At 59.4% G+C, this 18,529-nt stretch carries 14 protein-coding genes; 6 read left to right on the forward strand and 8 right to left on the reverse strand.

All coding sequences use genetic code 11. From position 1 onward, the window contains the following. The first annotated feature begins 1 nt into the window (after window position 1). From BLU26_RS07295 to BLU26_RS07320, 6 genes are all read left to right on the forward strand, one after another. Window positions 2–1,321, forward strand: coding sequence for a zinc-ribbon and DUF3426 domain-containing protein (locus BLU26_RS07295; RefSeq protein ID WP_092285258.1), 1,320 nt, complete (start codon window positions 2–4; stop codon window positions 1,319–1,321). Between the two features lie 218 nt (window positions 1,322–1,539). After that, window positions 1,540–2,538 (forward strand): tRNA dihydrouridine synthase DusB, encoded by a 999-nt coding sequence (gene dusB / locus BLU26_RS07300; protein ID WP_407920341.1) that lies wholly within the window; start codon window positions 1,540–1,542, stop codon window positions 2,536–2,538. Beyond that, the gene (fis, locus tag BLU26_RS07305) at window positions 2,535–2,861 is read left to right on the forward strand and encodes a DNA-binding transcriptional regulator Fis (protein WP_092285260.1); all 327 of its coding nucleotides are present in this window, start codon (window positions 2,535–2,537) and stop codon (window positions 2,859–2,861) included. Before dusB ends, fis begins: the two co-directional genes overlap by 4 nt. Window positions 2,862–2,939: 78 nt before the next feature. Continuing rightward, window positions 2,940–4,547 (forward strand): bifunctional phosphoribosylaminoimidazolecarboxamide formyltransferase/IMP cyclohydrolase, encoded by a 1,608-nt coding sequence (gene purH / locus BLU26_RS07310; RefSeq protein WP_092285262.1) that lies wholly within the window; start codon window positions 2,940–2,942, stop codon window positions 4,545–4,547. Window positions 4,548–4,653: 106 nt separating this feature from the next. Then, window positions 4,654–5,931 carry a phosphoribosylamine--glycine ligase gene (gene purD, locus BLU26_RS07315; protein ID WP_092285264.1) on the forward strand — a complete coding sequence of 426 codons (1,278 nt, stop codon included), beginning with the start codon at window positions 4,654–4,656 and terminating at the stop codon, window positions 5,929–5,931. 211 nt (window positions 5,932–6,142) lie between these two features. Then, the gene (locus BLU26_RS07320; protein WP_172830648.1) at window positions 6,143–8,818 is read left to right on the forward strand and encodes a response regulator; all 2,676 of its coding nucleotides are present in this window, start codon (window positions 6,143–6,145) and stop codon (window positions 8,816–8,818) included. A 233-nt stretch (window positions 8,819–9,051) separates the two neighbouring features. Here BLU26_RS07320 and BLU26_RS07325 read toward each other — a convergent pair whose 3' ends face one another. From BLU26_RS07325 to rnr, 8 genes are all read right to left on the reverse strand, one after another. After that, window positions 9,052–11,268: a YgiQ family radical SAM protein gene (locus BLU26_RS07325; RefSeq protein ID WP_092285269.1), complete on the reverse strand. Its 2,217-nt coding sequence runs from the start codon at window positions 11,266–11,268 to the stop codon at window positions 9,052–9,054. Window positions 11,269–11,271: 3 nt separating this feature from the next. Further along, the gene (gene dnaB, locus BLU26_RS07330; RefSeq protein ID WP_092285271.1) at window positions 11,272–12,678 is read right to left on the reverse strand and encodes a replicative DNA helicase; all 1,407 of its coding nucleotides are present in this window, start codon (window positions 12,676–12,678) and stop codon (window positions 11,272–11,274) included. Window positions 12,679–12,819: 141 nt separating this feature from the next. Further along, window positions 12,820–13,266 (reverse strand): 50S ribosomal protein L9, encoded by a 447-nt coding sequence (rplI, locus tag BLU26_RS07335; protein ID WP_092285273.1) that lies wholly within the window; start codon window positions 13,264–13,266, stop codon window positions 12,820–12,822. Window positions 13,267–13,284: 18 nt separating this feature from the next. After that, on the reverse strand, window positions 13,285–14,160 hold the full coding sequence (locus BLU26_RS07340) for a hypothetical protein (protein ID WP_231702023.1): 876 nt from the start codon (window positions 14,158–14,160) through the stop codon (window positions 13,285–13,287). A gap of 63 nt (window positions 14,161–14,223) precedes the next feature. After that, window positions 14,224–14,454 (reverse strand): 30S ribosomal protein S18, encoded by a 231-nt coding sequence (rpsR, locus tag BLU26_RS07345; protein WP_083723771.1) that lies wholly within the window; start codon window positions 14,452–14,454, stop codon window positions 14,224–14,226. A gap of 40 nt (window positions 14,455–14,494) precedes the next feature. Then, window positions 14,495–14,929 (reverse strand): 30S ribosomal protein S6, encoded by a 435-nt coding sequence (rpsF, locus tag BLU26_RS07350; protein WP_092285277.1) that lies wholly within the window; start codon window positions 14,927–14,929, stop codon window positions 14,495–14,497. A gap of 162 nt (window positions 14,930–15,091) precedes the next feature. After that, the gene (gene rlmB, locus BLU26_RS07355; protein ID WP_092285279.1) at window positions 15,092–15,835 is read right to left on the reverse strand and encodes a 23S rRNA (guanosine(2251)-2'-O)-methyltransferase RlmB; all 744 of its coding nucleotides are present in this window, start codon (window positions 15,833–15,835) and stop codon (window positions 15,092–15,094) included. A 12-nt stretch (window positions 15,836–15,847) separates the two neighbouring features. After that, window positions 15,848–18,367 (reverse strand): ribonuclease R, encoded by a 2,520-nt coding sequence (gene rnr / locus BLU26_RS07360; RefSeq protein WP_092285281.1) that lies wholly within the window; start codon window positions 18,365–18,367, stop codon window positions 15,848–15,850. Between the last annotated feature and the right edge of the window lie 162 nt (window positions 18,368–18,529).

Here is an 18,529-nt window from a genome sequence, read left to right on the forward strand (position 1 = left end):
CATGAGTGAACTGCAGGTCACGCAATGCCCTTACTGCAAAACCCATTTCCGCCTGTCTCAGGAACAACTGAGCGCAGCAGCCGGGAACGTGCGTTGCGGCGCCTGCCTGAAAGTGTTCAATGCGCTGAGTACCAACCCGGCACAAAGCCCACCAGCAGCGCCAATTGAGCGTCATAACGCCGCAGGCGAGCTCCTTATTCACGACGATCTGGAGCTGGACGACCTCGACCTCGAAGCCCTTGGGCTCGACGAATCCATCGTCGAAGAGGTTAACCCTCCCCTCTCGGCGAGCCGGGATGAGGCGCGACTGACCGCAGACGACAGCGAGCCAGGTCTCAGCGCCGCAGACGACGACTTCCTCGACGATGACCAGCCTCTGAGTCTTGCCGAGACCGCGCTGCCGCAGGAACCAACCGACCCGCAGCAGCCCGGCGCCCTGGATGACGACGACTTCGACCTGCACGAAGACTTTATCGCCACGCCACCGGCGCGGGATATCCAGCAGCGCCGCGAGCCGGCATTTTCCGAACCAGACCCGCTGCCGAGCAAACCAGCAGACGCACTACCCCCGCCGGCGCGCATGCTGCCGCTGCAGGATGCCACCGGCCCCGGGGGCATCTTTCTGCGTGACCGCCCAGCCAACGTACCCGAGGACGAACACGCCGAAGTCGAGACCGGCCTGACCGCCCGAGACGAGCCTGATATCGATGAAGCCGAACTGGATGATGTGCCAGAGGACAACATCGACACCCGCAGCGAGCCCAGGCTGGACGATGACCTGACCCTGCCCGACCTGGACGACGAGCCGCTGCTGCTGGATGAGCCGGTACGTGCCAAGCGCCGCGGTCGCCACAACTGGATCTGGACGCCCCTATGCCTGCTTGCTATCGGCGCCCTGCTGGCCCAGATCGTAACCTACAACCTCGAGGCCTGGGCACGCGACGAGCGTTGGCGCCCCACGCTCGAGGGCATCTGCCTGGTAGCCGGCTGCGAACTACCCGTACGGGTCGACATTAGCCAGGTACGCAGCAGCAATCTGCTGGTCCGCCCGCATCCCGACTTCCCTAATGCGGTCGCTATCGACGTGATCATCTACAACCGTGCCGACTATCCGCAGCCTTTTCCGGTGGTGCGCATGTTGTTTACCGATAATCGCGGCAACAGTGTCAGCGAGAAACGCTTCCGCCCGGAAGAGTACCTCGGCGGTGAACTGGCCGGGCGCAACCTGATGCCACCCCAAACGCCGATTCACATCGCCCTGAGCATGGTCGCCCCAGGACCGCAAGCGTCCAGCTATAACCTCGACTTCCTCAGCCCCTGAGCGCCCTAGCGGCGCTCAGGCACCTAGACGCAATCCTCCAATTAGTCAATGCAAAGCTGTACAAAAAACAGCCAGATCAGTCTTTAACCGGTCATGCTTTGCAGGTATCATTACCGCCCTTTTTCACACTTCTTCGTCTGCGACTGAGCCAAGAGTTCGGCGCCGTAGAAGTGACTCCGCAGAACAGACCACCGGGCAAGCGACCGGATAGTACAGGGATGGACCTGGCAGTGCTCAGCATCGGACCTTACCAACTACCGAACCCCGTTATTCTGGCCCCCATGGCCGGGGTTACCGATCAGCCGTTCAGGCAGCTTTGCCGCCGCCTTGGCGCCGGGCTGGTGGTATCGGAAATGGTCACCAGCGACACCCGCCTGTGGAGTAGCCGCAAATCCCAACTCCGCTTGAACCACAGCGGTGAGCCAGAGCCGCGCTCAGTGCAGATTGCCGGCGGCGATCCGCAGATGATGGCCGAAGCTGCCCGCATGAATCAGGACTTTGGCGCGCAAATCATCGACATCAACATGGGGTGCCCCGCCAAGAAGGTCTGTAACAAGGCTGCCGGCTCCGCGCTATTACGCGATGAAGCCCTGGTCGCCGAGATCCTTGAAGCCGTTGTAGCGGCGGTGCAGGTACCGGTTACGCTGAAAATCCGTACCGGTTGGGATCCAGATAACCGCAACGGTGTCAGCGTCGCGCGCATTGCCGAGGCCAGCGGCATCCAGGCACTGGCCGTGCACGGTCGCACTCGCTCCGAGCTGTATACCGGCCAGGCAGAGTACGCCACCATCGCCGCGATCAAGCAGGCCATCCGCATACCGGTCATCGCCAATGGCGACATCACCACCCCGCAGAAAGCCCAACAGGTATTGCAGGAGACCGGTGCCGATGCCGTGATGATTGGCCGTGCAGCCCAGGGGCGACCCTGGATTTTCGGCGAAATAGACCACTATTTGCGCACCGGGAACACCCTACCCGAGCCTGACCTTAATACCCAGCGCACGATCCTAAGTGAGCACCTGCAGGCCCTGCACCAGTTTTATGGCAGCGAGCACGGCGCCCGCATTGCGCGCAAGCACGTGAGCTGGTACCTGCAGACATTGCCCGGTGCTGGCGAATTCCGCCGCAGTTTCAACGCCATTTCCTGCGCAGAACAGCAACACCTGGCCATCAATCAGTATTTCAGCCGCCTGCTGGAAGGAGATCTGGCAGCATGAACCTCGAACCCTCTACCTTTTTTGACGGAAATCCCACCGTGAGCGACAGCAGTCCATCCACTCTTCCTGCCACTGGCAGCGACGAAGCCCGTAATCCGCGCCCCCTGCGCGACAGCGTGGAAGAAGCGCTGCAAAATTATTTCCAGCACCTTGAAGGCCAAGACGTCACCGACGTATACAACATGGTGCTTTCCGAGGTAGAGGCGCCGCTGCTTGAAAGCGTCATGAACTACGTCAAAGGCAACCAGACACGTGCCTCGGAAGTTCTCGGACTTAATCGCGGAACACTACGTAAGAAGCTCAAGCAGTACGGACTGCTCTGACCGACAAAGCGGTTGCGGCGACCCGCCGCAACCGGCTACAGCACATCGAATACCCATTACCTTGAAACTGGATCCAAGATGACCGACCAAACCACTCGCCTGCCCGTACGCCGCGCCCTGATCAGCGTGTCCGACAAGACCGGCGTTGTCGAATTTGCCCGCGAACTCAGCGCTTTGGGTACTGAAATCCTGTCCACCGGTGGCACCTTCAAGCTGCTGCGCGAGCAGGGCATTGCCGCGGTGGAAGTCGCTGACTACACAGGCTTCCCAGAAATGATGGATGGTCGTGTGAAAACCCTGCACCCGAAGATTCACGGCGGCATTTTGGGCCGCCGCGCGATCGATGGTGAGGTCATGCAGCAACACGGCATCCAGCCCATCGATATGGTCGTGGTCAATCTCTACCCCTTCGCTGCCACCGTCGCCAAATCAGACTGCAGCCTGCCCGACGCCATCGAAAACATCGACATCGGTGGCCCGACCATGGTCCGCAGCGCCGCCAAGAACCACAAGGACGTAGCCATTGTGGTCAACGCCGGTGATTACGGCAGCATTGTACAGGCACTCAAAAATGGCGGCCTGACCTACGCGCAGCGTTTTGACCTGGCGCTGAAGGCGTTCGAACACACCGCCGCCTACGACGGCATGATCGCCAACTACCTCGGTACCATCGAGCAGAGCCGCGACACCCTGAGCACAGAAGAGCGCAGCAGCTTCCCGCGCACCTTCAACAGCCAGTTCATCAAGGTGCAGGACATGCGCTACGGCGAGAACCCGCATCAGGCCGCCGCTTTCTACAGGGAAGCGGCGCCGACCGAAGCCTGCATCGCTACCGCAGTGCAACTGCAGGGCAAGGCGCTGTCGTACAACAATGTCGCCGATACCGACGCGGCGCTAGAGTGCGTGAAGAGCTTCAGCAAGCCGGCCTGCGTCATCGTCAAGCATGCCAACCCCTGCGGTGTAGCGGTCGTGCCGGACGCTGAAGGTGGCATTCGCCAGGCGTACGAGCTGGCTTACGCCACCGACAGCGAATCGGCATTTGGCGGCATCATCGCCTTCAACCGTGAGCTGGACGGCGACACCGCCAAGGCCATCGTCGAACGTCAGTTTGTTGAAGTCATCATCGCCCCGCGCATCAGCGCCGCCGCCCGTGAGGTGGTCGCCGCCAAGGCCAACGTGCGCCTGCTCGAATGCGGCGAGTGGGACAGTACACGCAGCGCCGACTGGGACTTCAAGCGCGTCAATGGCGGCTTGCTGGTGCAAAGCCGCGACATTGGCATGATTACCGCCGATGAGCTCAAGGTTGTCACGCAACGCGCACCCACCGAACAGGAGATCAACGACCTGGTGTTTGCCTGGAAGGTGGCCAAGTTCGTCAAATCCAACGCCATCGTGTACGCCAGCCAACGCCAGACTGTCGGTATCGGCGCCGGTCAGATGAGCCGGGTCAACTCAGCCCGTATCGCGGCCATCAAGGCTGAACACGCCGGCCTGCAAGTGCCTGGCGCGGTCATGGCCTCGGATGCTTTTTTCCCATTCCGTGACGGCATCGACAATGCTGCCGCCAATGGCATCAGCGCGGTGATCCAGCCAGGTGGTTCAATGCGCGACGCTGAAGTCATTGCTGCCGCCGACGAGGCCGGTATGGCGATGGTATTCACCGGCATGCGCCACTTCAGACACTAATTGCGAGCTGCAAGCTGCAAGCTGCAAGCCGCAAGCAGAGCGGGTGCCCCCACTCTGCTTGTAGCTGCCAGGTTGTAGCTGGTAGCTCTCTCCATAGGAGAGAGAAATGAACGTATTGATTATCGGTAGTGGCGGCCGCGAGCATGCCCTGGCGTGGAAAGTGGCACAGGACGAACGTGTCGAGAAGGTGTTTGTTGCGCCGGGCAATGCCGGCACCGCGATTGAAGCCAAATGCGAGAACGTCGCCATCGATGTGCTGGAACTGGACAAGTTGGTTGCCTTTGCCCGTGCCAACGTCAGCCTGACCATTGTCGGCCCGGAAGCCCCGTTGGTCGCCGGCGTGGTCGACCGCTTCCGCGAAAACGACCTGCCTTGCTTCGGTCCGACCGCAGGCGCGGCTCAGTTGGAGGGCTCCAAAGCCTTCACCAAGGACTTCCTCGCTCGCCACCAGATCCCTACGGCGAACTATCAGAACTTCACCGAAATCGAGCCGGCACTGGCCTACCTGCAAACAACAGGCGCGCCTATCGTCATCAAAGCCGACGGCCTGGCCGCCGGCAAAGGCGTGATCGTCGCGATGACCCTGCAGGAGGCGGAAGCCGCGGTACGTGACATGCTGGCCGGCAATGCCTTCGGCGAAGCCGGTTCGCGCGTTGTGATTGAAGAATTTCTCGATGGCGAAGAAGCCAGCTTCATCGTCATGGTCGACGGCGAGCATGTGCTACCCATGGCCACCAGCCAGGACCACAAGCGCGTCGGTGATGCCGACACCGGGCCGAACACCGGTGGCATGGGCGCGTATTCTCCAGCGCCGGTGGTGACCGATGAGGTTCATCAGCGCGTAATGCAGCAAGTGATCTGGCCAACGGTGCGCGGCATGGCAGCCGAAGGTAACACCTACACCGGTTTCCTCTATGCCGGGCTAATGATCGACCCCGCGGGCAACCCCAAGGTCATCGAGTTCAACTGCCGTTTTGGCGACCCGGAAACCCAACCCATCATGCTGCGCCTGCAATCCAGCCTGGTTGACCTGATAGAAGCGGCCGAAGCCGGCACCTTGGATCAGATCGAAGCCCATTGGGACCCACGCCCGAGCCTGGGCGTTGTACTGGCCGCTGGGGGTTATCCCGGCGATTATGCCAAAGGCCTTCCGATCAGTGGCCTGCAGGACGCCCAGGCAACCGATGGCAAAGTGTTCCATGCCGGTACTGCTCTGGCTGACGGTCAGGTCGTTACCAGCGGTGGACGGGTGCTCTGCGCCACAGCACTGGGAGCCGACATTCAAAGTGCTCAGCAGGCCGCCTACCGCCTGGCCGAGAAGATTCGCTGGGACGGCAGCTTCTATCGCAGCGACATCGGCTATCGCGCTATCGGCAGACAGTAGGAAAATCGGGCCAGACGGGACAGTTCGCTGTCCCGTCTGGCCCGTTTCAGCAGTACCGGCCTTGGTCTATACTGGGTCGGCTTTTGATTGAAACTGCAGTACCTCAGTATCACCGCCCAAGGACAGGACAACACCGATTGTGAAGCACTTTAGCTCGCTGATGCTCGCCCTTTTGACGGGCCTGGCCTTCACTCTCACGAGCTGGGTAACCTTGGCCGACAGCGTCCGCCCTGACTACAAAACCTTCGTCGATCCTGGTGGCCAGCTTGAACTTGCTGACATCCTCTCCAACCGCTACGCCAACCGCTTCATTCCCGCTCCCGACACCCCACTGACCGTTCCCGGCGAAAGCGCCGTGCTCTGGATTGAGCTTTCCATCGATAACGTACAGGACAAACTCCTTACGCTGAGCAATCCCGCGATCGCGCAGATTACGGTGTATCATCTGACACAGAAAGCCGCGAGACCGCTCTATCAAACAGGCGCCAGCACACCAGTCGCAGAACGCCCGCTGCCCTACCGCGGCTTTGCGCTGCCGCTGGCCGAACTACCCGCCACCAGCGCAACACTGCTGGTGCGCTTGCAAAACGACTACCCGCTAAGCACGCGCCTCAACGTAGTGGAAGAACGTAGCGCTGCAATGCAGCACGACTTGCAACAGAGCGTGCAAGGCATTCTCATCGGCCTGCTGCTGGCACTGTGGCTCCATTGTCTGCTGCAAGGCACGCTCGGGCGCGATCCCTATCATTTATTACTGGGCGCGATCAGTCTGCTGCTGGCGGTTAGCAACCTCGACAACCTCAGCTGGGCTGGCAACAGTCCGTTAAGCCTGCATGGGCACCTGGCCCAGTTGATGTTCCTCGCCGCCTATCCACTATTAACCCTGTTGCTGCTCAGCCGTCTACCGGCCCAATCACTCAACAGCCAGCGTCGAACAATCATTGGGGTCAGCCTTGCCAGCGCTGCAATCCTGGCTATCGCCGGCTTATTTCCGGCCCAGTTCAACCTGGTTTCAGACGTTCTGCGCATCGGCATTCCGCTGTTCGGACTGGGGCTGGCGCTGTATTTTCGTCTCAACGGCACCGCATTGAACCGGCCCTTTTGCGTAGGCCACCTGTTGTTACTGTGTAACGCAGCAGCAGAGCGCTACTTCAGCGGCTTGCCCAGCGGCAGCTATCTGGCCGATGTTCTGCTCTGGACCGCACTGGTCGCTTACAGCTGGAGCCTGTACCGACGCTTGCAGGGCAAGCTGAGCATGCGCATCCGCCAACGCCAGAACATTGCCACCGCGCATGCAGAGCAACGCGCGAAAGCAGAATTCCTCGCCCGTATCAGCCATGAGATTCGCACACCAATGAACGGTGTATTGGGGATGAGCGAGCTGCTGCTCGATACCGCCTTGTCCGCCAAGCAGCGTGACTACGTGCAGACCATCCACGGCTCAGGCAATGATCTACTCAACCTGATCAACGAGATTCTCGACGTATCACGGCTGGAGTCCGGTCAATTGGTGCTGGAGAAGGTGCAGTTCGACCTGCACGCACTGATCAACGATTGCATGGATATTTACCGTGCACGCGCCGAAAGTCAGAGCGTTGAGTTGATCGGTTTCGTACATCCGGACGTGGCGCGCACCATGCAGGGCGACCCCACACGGCTGCGGCAGATTCTGATGAACCTGCTGGCCAATGCCTTGCAGTACACCGACGAAGGCGAGGTAGTGGTGGTGGTTGGCCTTGACCGCAAGAGCGGTAGTCAGCAGCTGCGCTTCGCCATACAGGATACCGGTGGCGGGATGCCACAGGAAGCACGCGACAGCCTGCTCAGCAGCAACCTGAGCACCACTCGCCTGCTGGAACACACGGACAGCGATGGCTATCTGCCGCTAGTAATCGCGCGCCAACTGGTCGTCATGATGAAAGGTCAGCTGGGCGTCAAGTACGGCAGCGACCAGGGCACGACCATCTGGTTCACCTTGCCCGCGAGCAATCTGGATAACAGCATGGTCGCCGACCCCAGCGGGCGCTGCCTGCAGGACCGCAACGTGTTGATAGTCGACGACAACGCCACCTGCCGCAAGGTACTGCAACAGCAGACCGCCGCCTGGGGCATGCGCACCCAGTGCGCCGCCAGCGGCCGCGAGGCGCTCGCGATGCTGCGCACCCAGGCAAACCTTGGCAGCCCCTTCGATATCCTGCTGCTGGATCAGTCAATGCCCGGCATGAGTGGCGTCGAATTGGCCAGCCGTATCAAGGACGATCCGGTGCTGTCGAGCGACCTCCTGATCATCATGCTGACCGGGATCAATCAGGTGCCCAGCCGCGTCATTGCTCGCAACGCCGGCATACGTCGTATCCTCAGTAAGCCCGTGGCGGGCTACACCCTGCGCACCACGTTGATTGATGAGTGGAACCAAGTACGCAACGAAACCCCGGAAGCCACAATAGAGGCGGAAGCGCCGGTATCCCCTACCACCGATACACTGGATTTTCGCGTGTTGGTGGCCGAAGACAACGCTATCTCAACCAAGGTGATCCGCGGCATGCTGGCCAAACTGAAAGTCGCGGTCAGCAGTGTTGACAACGGCAAGCGTGCTCTGGAAGCGGTGCAGCAGGAGCAGTTTGATCTAGTACTGATGGACTGCGAAATGCCGGAAATGGATGGTTTCACCGCAGCAGAACAGATACGGGCGTGGGAAGCGCACAGCGGCAGCCATGCCGTGCCTATCATCGCGCTGACCGCACACATCCTGCCTGAGCACCGTGAGCGGGCACGCAAGGTGGGCATGAATGGTCATATGGCTAAACCCGTAGAACTGAACCAGCTACGCGAGCAGGTGCAGCACTGGCGCGATCAGAAAGCCGGCGACCGCATCAGCCAGCCCTGACCAGCACCGGTGAGGGCGCAGCAACACCGCCAGCCGCTGCAGCGTACTGACTGAGCAGCAGGGAGAGGACCGATAAATAGACGCGCATGGTATACCTCCAGTCGGAGCATCCAGTCCAAGCGCCGACGGCGTTTGCTGTCGACTACAACCTCAGACTAGTACAACTGACCAGGGCCGGCCATTAGCTATTTCCAATCACCTCGATAGCCCCGCCCCGCAGGACAGCTGAACGGTCAGCGCGACGGGCGGTTGCCCTTGCGGCCAGGCTTGCGAGCGGCACCGGTTTCCCGTGGCGGCAGGCCGGTATGCTGAGTTAGCACCCTTCCCGCCTTCTTGCTGCCCGCTGGCGTAGAGTTTTTGCGCCGCGCACTCTGATAACCCTCTACCGCCGGCTGGAACGTCGGGATCAGTTGCTGCTTGCCGTTGCCGATCAAGTCGCTGCGCCCCATTTCCTTCAGTGCGTCACGCAGCAGCGGCCAGTTCTTCGGATCGTGATACCGCAGGAAAGCCTTGTGCAGGCGGCGTTGGCGCTCACCCTTGACGATGTTCACGCCGTCACTCTTGTAGGTCACCTTGCGCAGCGGGTTCTTGCCCGAGTGGTACATTGCCGTCGCCGTCGCCATCGGCGAGGGGTAAAACGCCTGCACCTGATCGGCGCGGAAACCGTTGCGTTTAAGCCAGAGCGCCAGATTCATCATGTCCTCATCGGTGGTACCCGGATGAGCCGCGATGAAATAAGGGATCAGATACTGTTCCTTGCCCGCTTCCTTCGAGAACTTCTCGAACATTTGCTTGAAACGGTCATAGGAACCTATGCCGGGCTTCATCATCTTGGTCAGCGGACCGTCTTCGGTGTGTTCCGGCGCGATTTTCAGGTAGCCGCCCACATGGTGGGTTACTAGTTCCTTCACATATTCCGGAGATTCCACAGCCAGGTCATAGCGCAAGCCAGAGGCAATCAGGATCTTCTTCACACCCGGCAATTCACGCGCCTTGCGGTATAGACCGATCAGCGACGAGTGATCGGTATTCAGGTTCTCGCAGATTCCTGGAAACACACAGGAGGGTTTGCGGCAAGCGGCCTCAATCTCCGGGCTCTTGCAGGCGATCCGGTACATGTTGGCAGTCGGGCCGCCCAGATCGGAAATGACCCCGGTAAAACCTGGCACCTTGTCACGAATCTCCTCAATTTCGCGGATGATGGAGTCGTGCGAACGGTTCTGGATAATGCGGCCTTCATGCTCGGTAATCGAGCAGAAGGTACATCCACCGAAACAACCGCGCATGATATTCACCGAAAAGCGAATCATGTCGTAGGCCGGAATCTTGGCATCACCGTACGCCGGATGCGGAATACGCGCGTACGGCAGACCAAAAATGTAGTCCATCTCTTCCGTGGACAGCGGAATGGGTGGCGGTGCAAACCACACGTCGCGGTCGCCGTGACGCTGCACCAGGGCACGCGCATTACCGGGATTGGTTTCCAGGTGCAGCACACGGTTGGCATGGGCGTACAGCACCGGATCGCTTTTCACCTTGTCGAAAGATGGCAGGCGGATAACCGTGCGATCGCGCTCCAGGCGCGGATGCGGCAGTAGCTGGACTACCTGCACACCCTCGTCGGCTGCATCCTCAGTTGGGCCCTTGGCCTGCTCTACTGCACAGGCGCTGGTGTCCTGGGTATTGACGTAGGGGTTGATGATCTTGTCGATCTTGCCGGGGCGATCAATACGGGTCGAATCCAGCTCGAACCAGCCCTCGGGCGTGTCGCGTCGCACAAACGCGGTACCACGAATATCGGTTATATCGGCAATCGCCTCGCCGCGGCTCAAACGATGCGCGACTTCAACCACTGCTCGCTCGGCGTTGCCGTACAGCAGAATATCGGCCTTGGCGTCGATCAGCAGCGAGTGACGCACCTTGTCCTGCCAGTAGTCGTAATGGGCTATGCGGCGCAGTGAGGCTTCGATGCCGCCCAGCACAATAGGCACATCCTTGTAGGCTTCGCGGCAGCGCTGACTATAGACCAGACTGGCGCGGTCCGGCCGGCTACCGCCCTTGCCGCCAGGGGTATAGGCGTCGTCGGAGCGTACCTTACGATCAGCGGTATAGCGGTTGATCATCGAATCCATGTTACCGGCAGCCACCCCGTAAAAGAGGTTCGGCTTACCGAGCTTCATGAAGTCGTCTTTGCTCTGCCAGTCAGGCTGGCTGATGATGCCGACGCGAAATCCTTGCGCCTCCAGCAAGCGGCCAATGATCGCCATACCGAACGATGGATGGTCTACATAAGCGTCGCCAGTGACGATAATAATGTCGCAGCTGTCCCAGCCCAACTGATCCATTTCTTCCCGACTCATCGGCAGGAAGGGCGCCGGACCAAAGCATTCGGCCCAATAACGCGGAAAATCAAACAGTTGCTGCTTGGCCACCGGAATGGTGATCGACATGGGTTACTCCAGATCCCCGTAGCCGGCATAAGAGCCAGGCGCCAGGTTTTCAAAACGGGTGTATTTGCCCAGGAACGCCATGCGCGCGGTGCCGATAGGCCCGTTACGCTGCTTGCCGATAATCAATTCGGCAATGCCCTTGTCCTGCGTATCGGGGTGATAAACCTCATCCCGATAAACGAACATGATGACGTCGGCGTCCTGCTCGATCGCGCCTGATTCACGCAAATCCGAGTTGATGGGACGCTTGTTCGGCCGTTGCTCCAGCGAGCGGTTAAGCTGCGACAGGGCGACCACGGGGACGTTGAATTCCTTGGCCAAGGCCTTGAGCGAGCGCGAGATTTCCGAAATCTCGTTAGTGCGGTTCTCTGACGAGGCGCCACCGATGCGCATCAACTGCAGATAGTCGATCATGATCAAGCCCAGATCGCCGTGCTCACGCACCACGCGCCGCGCACGCGCACGCATTTCCATCGGCGACAGGCCGGCCGTGTCGTCGATAAACAGCTTGCGATCGTTCAACATGTTGACTGCAGAAGTCAGCCGCGGCCAATCCTCATCGTCCAAACGACCGGAGCGTACCTTGGTCTGGTCAATGCGGCCCAGGGACGACAACATACGCATGATCAGCGAATCACCTGGCATTTCCAGCGAGAACACCAGCACGGCCTTGTCACTGCGCATAACGGCATTTTCGACCAAGTTCATGGCGAAGGTGGTCTTACCCATGGAGGGACGGCCGGCGACGATGATCAGGTCTGCAGGCTGCAAGCCGGACGTCATGTTGTCGAGATCGGTGAACCCGGTGGAAAGACCTGTGATAGAGCCTTCGCTGTTGAACAGGGTGTCGATGCGGTCAATCGCCTTGGCCAACAGCGCGTTGACGCCTTCCGGGCCGCCCGTCTTCGGACGACTCTCGGCAATCGAGAAAATCTTGCGTTCGGCCTCATCCAGCACTTCGCTGGATTGCATACCCTTGGGATTGAACGCCGTGTCGGCAATATCGGTACTCACGCTGATCAACTGGCGCAGCGTCGAGCGCTCGCGGATGATCTGTGCATAGGCACTGATATTGGCAACCGAGGGGGTGTTTTTTGCCAGCTGCCCCAAATATGCCAAGCCACCTACCTGATCATTGAGGCCCTCCTTGTCGAGATCCTCTGCCAGGGTAACCACGTCGAACGGCTGGTTACGTTCAGCCAGACGTTTCAACGCCTTGAAGATCAACCGATGATCGTGCCGATAGAAATCACTTTCGGTCAGCAGTTCAGCTACCCGCTCCCAGGCCGTGTTTTCCAGCATCACACCGCCCAGCACAGCCTGCTCGGCCTCGATGGAGTGCGGCGGAATCTTCAACGCTGAGGTCTGCAGATCCAGCTCGGGACGTTCTGAGTAAAGCGATTCGGTCATGGGCTTGGGCTCGGAGACGGCATAGACACAAACAACAACACGGCGCCTGTCTGAGACAAGCGCCGTGTTGACAAGTCTAACTGCAAAGCACTGCTAAATCACCCGAGGCATAAAAGCCCGAATGCAGCGCTGCAGCCGCTGTTAACCAGCGACGACGATCAGCTTGACGGTGGTTTCCACATCGCTGTGCAGTTGCACAACAATGTCGAACTCGCCGACGTTACGCAGCGGACCTTCGGGCAGGCGAACTTCGCTCTTCTCGAGTTCAACGCCAGCCGCAGTCACGGCGTCAGCGATGTCACGAGTACCGATGGAACCGAACAGCTTGCCTTCTTCGCCAGCGTTGGCGGTGATGGTAACCGATACTTCAGCCAGCTTGGCGGCACGCGCTTCAGCTTCAGCTGTCTTCTCGGCTGCGATTTTTTCCAGTTCGGCGCGGCGCGCTTCAAAGGCTTCTACGTTGGCTGCGGTAGCCGGAGTAGCCTTGCCAAAAGGCAGCAGGAAATTGCGAGCGTAACCAGCCTTGACGGCGACCTTGTCGCCCAGGTTACCCAGATTCGCGATCTTTTCGAGCAGGATAACTTCCATTGCGATGACCTCTTAAATTCAACCTTGACCGTTTGACTCGTCGTCATCACCTGCACCGGAAACCGGCGCCAGACGGGAGCGAAAATCAAACAGACTATCAATAAACGCCAAAAGCATAATCAGGGGTACCAGCATCTGCGCGGCAATCACCAGTGCAACGTACATGACGATCAACCAGGCTACACTCGCCTGTTTGATACCAACCACGCCGTGCACCAAGGCAATACCGGCCACCAACAGCGGCACCGTTGCAACCGGTGCCAGCATGGCCAGAGAGCCGAACTGCGGGCCTAGAATCGCCAGCAACAACAGTGCAACGGCCATCCAACCCTTGAGCCGCAACCGGTGGAACTCCTCACGAAACCCACCCGGGTTGAACAGCCTGGCTTGCCAGGCGCGCGCCATAATCAGACTGGCCAGCGCCATAACAGCATGCACTGCACCCGTCAGACCGGCCAGTATCGGCAACATCAGGCCCTGTAAACGAGCCATATCGGCCTCGCTCAGATCCTTGCCTAACTCACCCAGCACCTGCGGCATCACTTTTTGCAGCTCGGTAGCCAATGCCACCATGGGCTCGTTCAACAGCGCCAACAGTAGTAGCGCGTAAACCAACCCAAGTGGTGCGGCAGCCAGCGCCACCCATTGCCAATTGCTGCGCTCACGCAGCAAAGCGGCCAGCAGCCCTGTACCCAGTAGCAATAGCAGCGGCGTGGGATCGCCCAGCATGGCCCAGGCCAATGCGGGCAAACCACCCCAAACCGCTACGGGCAGACCTTCGGAAAGGCCGCGGCGCAGAATAACCAGCGCCAACACTACCGCGCCGAACCAGAACAGCAGCGGAATTGCGACCGACAAACCAACCACCAGGGTTGCCTGCCGACGGCCGCGCATTATGTATTCCGCCAAGCCCTGCATCTGAATCCGACTTCCTGATTACTTACTTTTGGCTACCAATCAACGACCGTGGCCGTCGGTGTAAGGCAGCAGAGCCAGGTAGCGGGCGCGCTTGATAGCAACAGCCAGCTGACGCTGATACTTGGCCTTGGTACCGGTAATACGGCTCGGAACGATCTTGCCGGTCTCGGTGACATAGGCTTTCAGAGTGTTGAGATCTTTGTAATCGATCTCTTTAACGCCTTCAGCGGTGAAACGGCAGAACTTTCTGCGACGGAAAAAACGTGCCATGGCAGCGTCTCCTTAATTCTGGAATGTGAACTGGGAAAACTTACTCGTCGTCACCGTCATCGGTGTCGTCGCTGTTGTCAGCGTCATCGTTGGAGCTGTTGTCGTCGTTGTCATCGCTGCGCTCACGACGCTCACGACGCTCACCACGACCGCTCTCTTCAGACTTGAGCATGTCGGACTGTTCAGTCACCGCTTCATCGCGACGCATTACCATGTTGCGGATAACAGCATCGTTGTAACGGAAGTTTTCAGTCAGTTCTTCCAACGCTTTGGCGCTGCACTCTACGTTCATCAGGATGTAGTGTGCCTTGTGGATCTTGTCGATCGGGTAAGCCAGTTGACGGCGACCCCAATCTTCCAGACGGTGAATCTTGCCGCCGTCTTCTTCGATCAGCTTGGTGTAACGCTCAACCATCGCGCTAACCTGCTCGCTCTGGTCTGGATGAACCAGAAAAACGATTTCGTAATGACGCATAAAAGCTCCTTACGGGTTATAGCCAGCCACCCAAATATGGTCTGGCAAGGAGTGGAACATAGGGTTTGGGGCGGCCATTCTAGTGAAGGCGCCCTATGGAGGCAAGTTAAATGGCGATTATTTGCACAGCACGTATCTTGCGGCCAAACGCGGAAGCAGAAATCAGGCAGGCAGGCGCTGACGCACCGCCTCGAACAGGCAGACACCCGCTGCCACAGAGACATTCAGGCTACTGACCGCACCGGCCATCGGCAAGCGCGCGAGGTAATCGCAGTTCTCCCGGGTCAGCCGGCGCATACCGGCGCCTTCAGCCCCCATGACAATCACTGTCGGAATCTTTAGGTCCAGCTCGTAGATGTACTGCTGAGCTTCACCGGCGGTACCCACCACCCAAAGGCCGCGCTGCTGCAATTGCTTCAGCGTGCGAGCCAGATTGGTGACCGCTACCAGCGGCACGGTTTCAGCCGCACCACAGGCGACCTTACGCACCACCGGGGTAAGGCTGGCGGAGCGATCCTTGGGCACAATAACTGCCTGCACACCGGCAGCATCTGCACTACGCAGACAGGCCCCGAGATTGTGCGGATCAGTCACGCCATCGAGCACCAGCAACAACGGCACTGAATCCAGGCGATCAAGCATATGCGTGAGCATCTCTTCCGACCACACCTGGCTGGCCGTCACCTCAGCCAAAACACCCTGATGCACGCCCTCGCACAACTTGTCGAGCTCATCGCCCGCCACCCGCTGCACCGCAGCACCGGCCGCGCTGGCCTGCTCGAGCAACTGCTGCTGACGGTCATTCAAGCGTCCAGCCTGCAGCAGCACGCGTTTTACCCGCTTGGGATTGCGCTCCAGCAGTGCCTGCACGGCATGCACACCAAAAACCTGCTCGAGATCACTCATGCCGTACTCTCACTACTTTGACTTGCGCTTGCGCGGCCCACGCGGACCGGCATCAGACTTGTTACCTGCTGGCTTGCGTGACGCCGGCTTGGCAGCCGATGCACCCGGCTTAGCCGGCTTGCGGCCAGAGCCCGAACCCGACTTGCCAGACGCGTTGCGAGCGCCACTCTTACCCTGCTTTTTGCCATCGCCTGCAGCCTGACGCGCCTCGGCAAGCAGCTTCTCGCGCACAGCACGACTCGCCGACACCTTGCGATCCGGCTCAGGCTGCTGTTGATCTGTCGCCATCTCGAAGTCGATCTTGCGATCATCCAGATCAACCCGCGCCACCTGTACCCGCACCGGATCGCCAAGCCGGAACTTGCGACCGGAGCGCTCACCTGTGAGGCAGTGATGCACGGCATCGAAGTTGTAATAGTCCGCCGGCAATGCGGTGATATGCAGCAGGCCTTCAACATAGATATCGGTCAGCTCGATGAACAAACCGAAACTGGTGGCCGCGGTAACCAGACCATCAAAGGACTCGCCCACGCGGTCTTGCATGAACTCGCACTTGAGCCAACTGACCACGTCACGCGAGGCCTCGTCCGCACGGCGCTCGTGCTGCGAGCACTGCTCACCCAACTCGGCCAACCGTGCGTGATCATAAGGGTAGATCTTTGCCTTGGGCATGACCGCCGCACCACAGCGCTTGACCAGATCGGTACTGCGCCGCGAACGAATCACACTGCGAATAGCACGGTGCGTCAGCAAGTCGGGGTAACGGCGAATGGGCGAGGTAAAATGCGTATAGGCCTCGTAATTCAAGCCGAAATGACCCGCATTATCCGGACTATATACCGCCTGACTGAGTGAGCGCAGCATCACCGTCTGAATCAGTTGTGCATCGGGGCGGCCTTGCACCTTGGCCAGCACCGCACTGTAATCCTCCGGCGTAGGGTCGCCCTTCTTGCGCGTCAGGCTTAGGCCCTGCGCATTGAGGAATTGACGCAGCCGCTCAACCTTCTCCGCTTGTGGTGCATCATGCACGCGATACAGGCCTGGCAGCTCCAGATCCTGCAGGAAGCGCGCCGTAGCGACGTTAGCGCTGAGCATGCACTCTTCAACGATCTTGTGCGCATCGTTGCGCGTGGTCGGTTTTATATCGACCAGCTTGCGATTTTCACCGAATACCATCCGGGTTTCAGTGGTTTCAAAATCGATCGCACCGCGCCCTTGGCGCGCCTTGGCCAACGCCTTGTAAAGCTCGTACAGATTTTCGAGGTGCGGCACAACTTCGCTGTATTCCTCGCGCAGGGCCTTACCCTCACGCGTGCGCCCATGCTCCAGCATGGATGACACCTTGTTGTAGGTCAGCCGCGCGTGGGAGTGGATCACCGCTTCGTAAAACTGATAATCGGTGAGCTCGCCCGACTTCGACAAGGTCATCTCGCACACCATCGCCAGACGATCAACGTGCGGATTCAACGAACACAGACCGTTGGATATTTCCTCCGGCAGCATCGGGATTACCTGGCTCGGAAAATATACCGAGGTGCCGCGCAGCTCCGCTTCCTGATCCAGCGCCGAGCCCACAGGCACATAGTGGGAAACGTCAGCAATCGCGACGTAGAGTTTCCAGCCACCGGAAAACAGACGCCAGCCGCTGGCTTTATGCGGCTCACAGTAGAGCGCGTCATCGAAGTCGCGGGCATCTTCGCCATCAATGGTGACCAGCGGCAGATGACGCAAATCCACTCGCTTCTGCTTGTCTTTTTCCTCAACGTAATCTTTCAGCTTGCCCGCTTCATCGATGACCGCCTGCGGCCATTCGCTGGGGATATCATAGCTGCGCAGCGCGACTTCAATCTCCATGCCCGGCGCCATGTAGTCGCCCACCACTTCAATCACTTCACCCTGAGCCTGACGACTCATGGTCGGCCACTGGGTAATACGAACTTCGGCGTACTGTCCGTGCTTGACGCCCATACTGGCGCCCGGCGCAATCAGCACATCCTGGTTGATCTTGGCGTTGTCAGCCACCACGAAACCAATGCCGTTTTCTTCGTAATAGCGCCCTACCAGAATTTCGTGCGCGCGCTCGAGCACTTCGACCACAGCGCCTTCGCTGCGCCCGCGGCGGTCGACACCAGTCACGCGGCCCAGCACACGGTCACCGTCAAACACCAGACGCATCTGGGACGGGCCGAGGAACAGGTCTTCGGTACCTTCGTCAGGTACCAGAAAGCCAAACCCGTCGCGATGCCCTTGCACGCGGCCGCGGATCAGATCGAGCTTGTCTACCGGTGCATAAGCGCCCCGGCGGGTGTAAATCAGTTGCCCATCGCGCTCCATGGCGCGCAGGCGGCGACGCAGTGCTTCAATGCTATCCTCATCCTGCAGATCGAACTCTTGCTGCAACTGGGCACGCGTCGCGGGCGCGCCACGGGTCTCGAGCAGTTGCAGGATGAGTTCACGACTGGGGATGGGGTTATCGTATTTCTCTGCTTCGCGCCGGGCTTCCGGATCCTGCTGGATCCATTCATTGGTCATGGAAGTGGCCTGGGAAGATGATGTAGATTTGCTCGACGGCTTGGCCGAGACTTTGGATTGATCTTTTTTCGTCATAGACGCCTATTGAACCGCGAATCAAGTCTGTATGCACCTGTTTCCTCCAACAAATTTTTTTTATCGTCGGGGGTTTACAAGATCATT

This window comes from Halopseudomonas sabulinigri (assembly GCF_900105255.1).
GTDB classification, from domain to species: Bacteria; Pseudomonadota; Gammaproteobacteria; order Pseudomonadales; family Pseudomonadaceae; genus Halopseudomonas; species Halopseudomonas sabulinigri.

What these genes read in the sequence shown, in the direction of transcription:
- BLU26_RS07295 (WP_092285258.1), top strand. Translation starts at nt 2, where the DNA reads ATGAGTGAACTGCAGGTCACGCAATGCCCTTACTGCAAAACCCATTTC.
- dusB (WP_407920341.1), top strand. Translation starts at nt 1,540, where the DNA reads ATGGACCTGGCAGTGCTCAGCATCGGACCTTACCAACTACCGAACCCC.
- fis (WP_092285260.1), top strand. Translation starts at nt 2,535, where the DNA reads ATGAACCTCGAACCCTCTACCTTTTTTGACGGAAATCCCACCGTGAGC.
- purH (WP_092285262.1), top strand. Translation starts at nt 2,940, where the DNA reads ATGACCGACCAAACCACTCGCCTGCCCGTACGCCGCGCCCTGATCAGC.
- purD (WP_092285264.1), top strand. Translation starts at nt 4,654, where the DNA reads ATGAACGTATTGATTATCGGTAGTGGCGGCCGCGAGCATGCCCTGGCG.
- BLU26_RS07325 (WP_092285269.1), bottom strand. Translation starts at nt 11,268, where the DNA reads ATGTCGATCACCATTCCGGTGGCCAAGCAGCAACTGTTTGATTTTCCG.
- dnaB (WP_092285271.1), bottom strand. Translation starts at nt 12,678, where the DNA reads ATGACCGAATCGCTTTACTCAGAACGTCCCGAGCTGGATCTGCAGACC.
- rplI (WP_092285273.1), bottom strand. Translation starts at nt 13,266, where the DNA reads ATGGAAGTTATCCTGCTCGAAAAGATCGCGAATCTGGGTAACCTGGGC.
- BLU26_RS07340 (WP_231702023.1), bottom strand. Translation starts at nt 14,160, where the DNA reads ATGCGCGGCCGTCGGCAGGCAACCCTGGTGGTTGGTTTGTCGGTCGCA.
- rpsR (WP_083723771.1), bottom strand. Translation starts at nt 14,454, where the DNA reads ATGGCACGTTTTTTCCGTCGCAGAAAGTTCTGCCGTTTCACCGCTGAA.
- rpsF (WP_092285277.1), bottom strand. Translation starts at nt 14,929, where the DNA reads ATGCGTCATTACGAAATCGTTTTTCTGGTTCATCCAGACCAGAGCGAG.
- rlmB (WP_092285279.1), bottom strand. Translation starts at nt 15,835, where the DNA reads ATGAGTGATCTCGAGCAGGTTTTTGGTGTGCATGCCGTGCAGGCACTG.
- rnr (WP_092285281.1), bottom strand. Translation starts at nt 18,367, where the DNA reads ATGACCAATGAATGGATCCAGCAGGATCCGGAAGCCCGGCGCGAAGCA.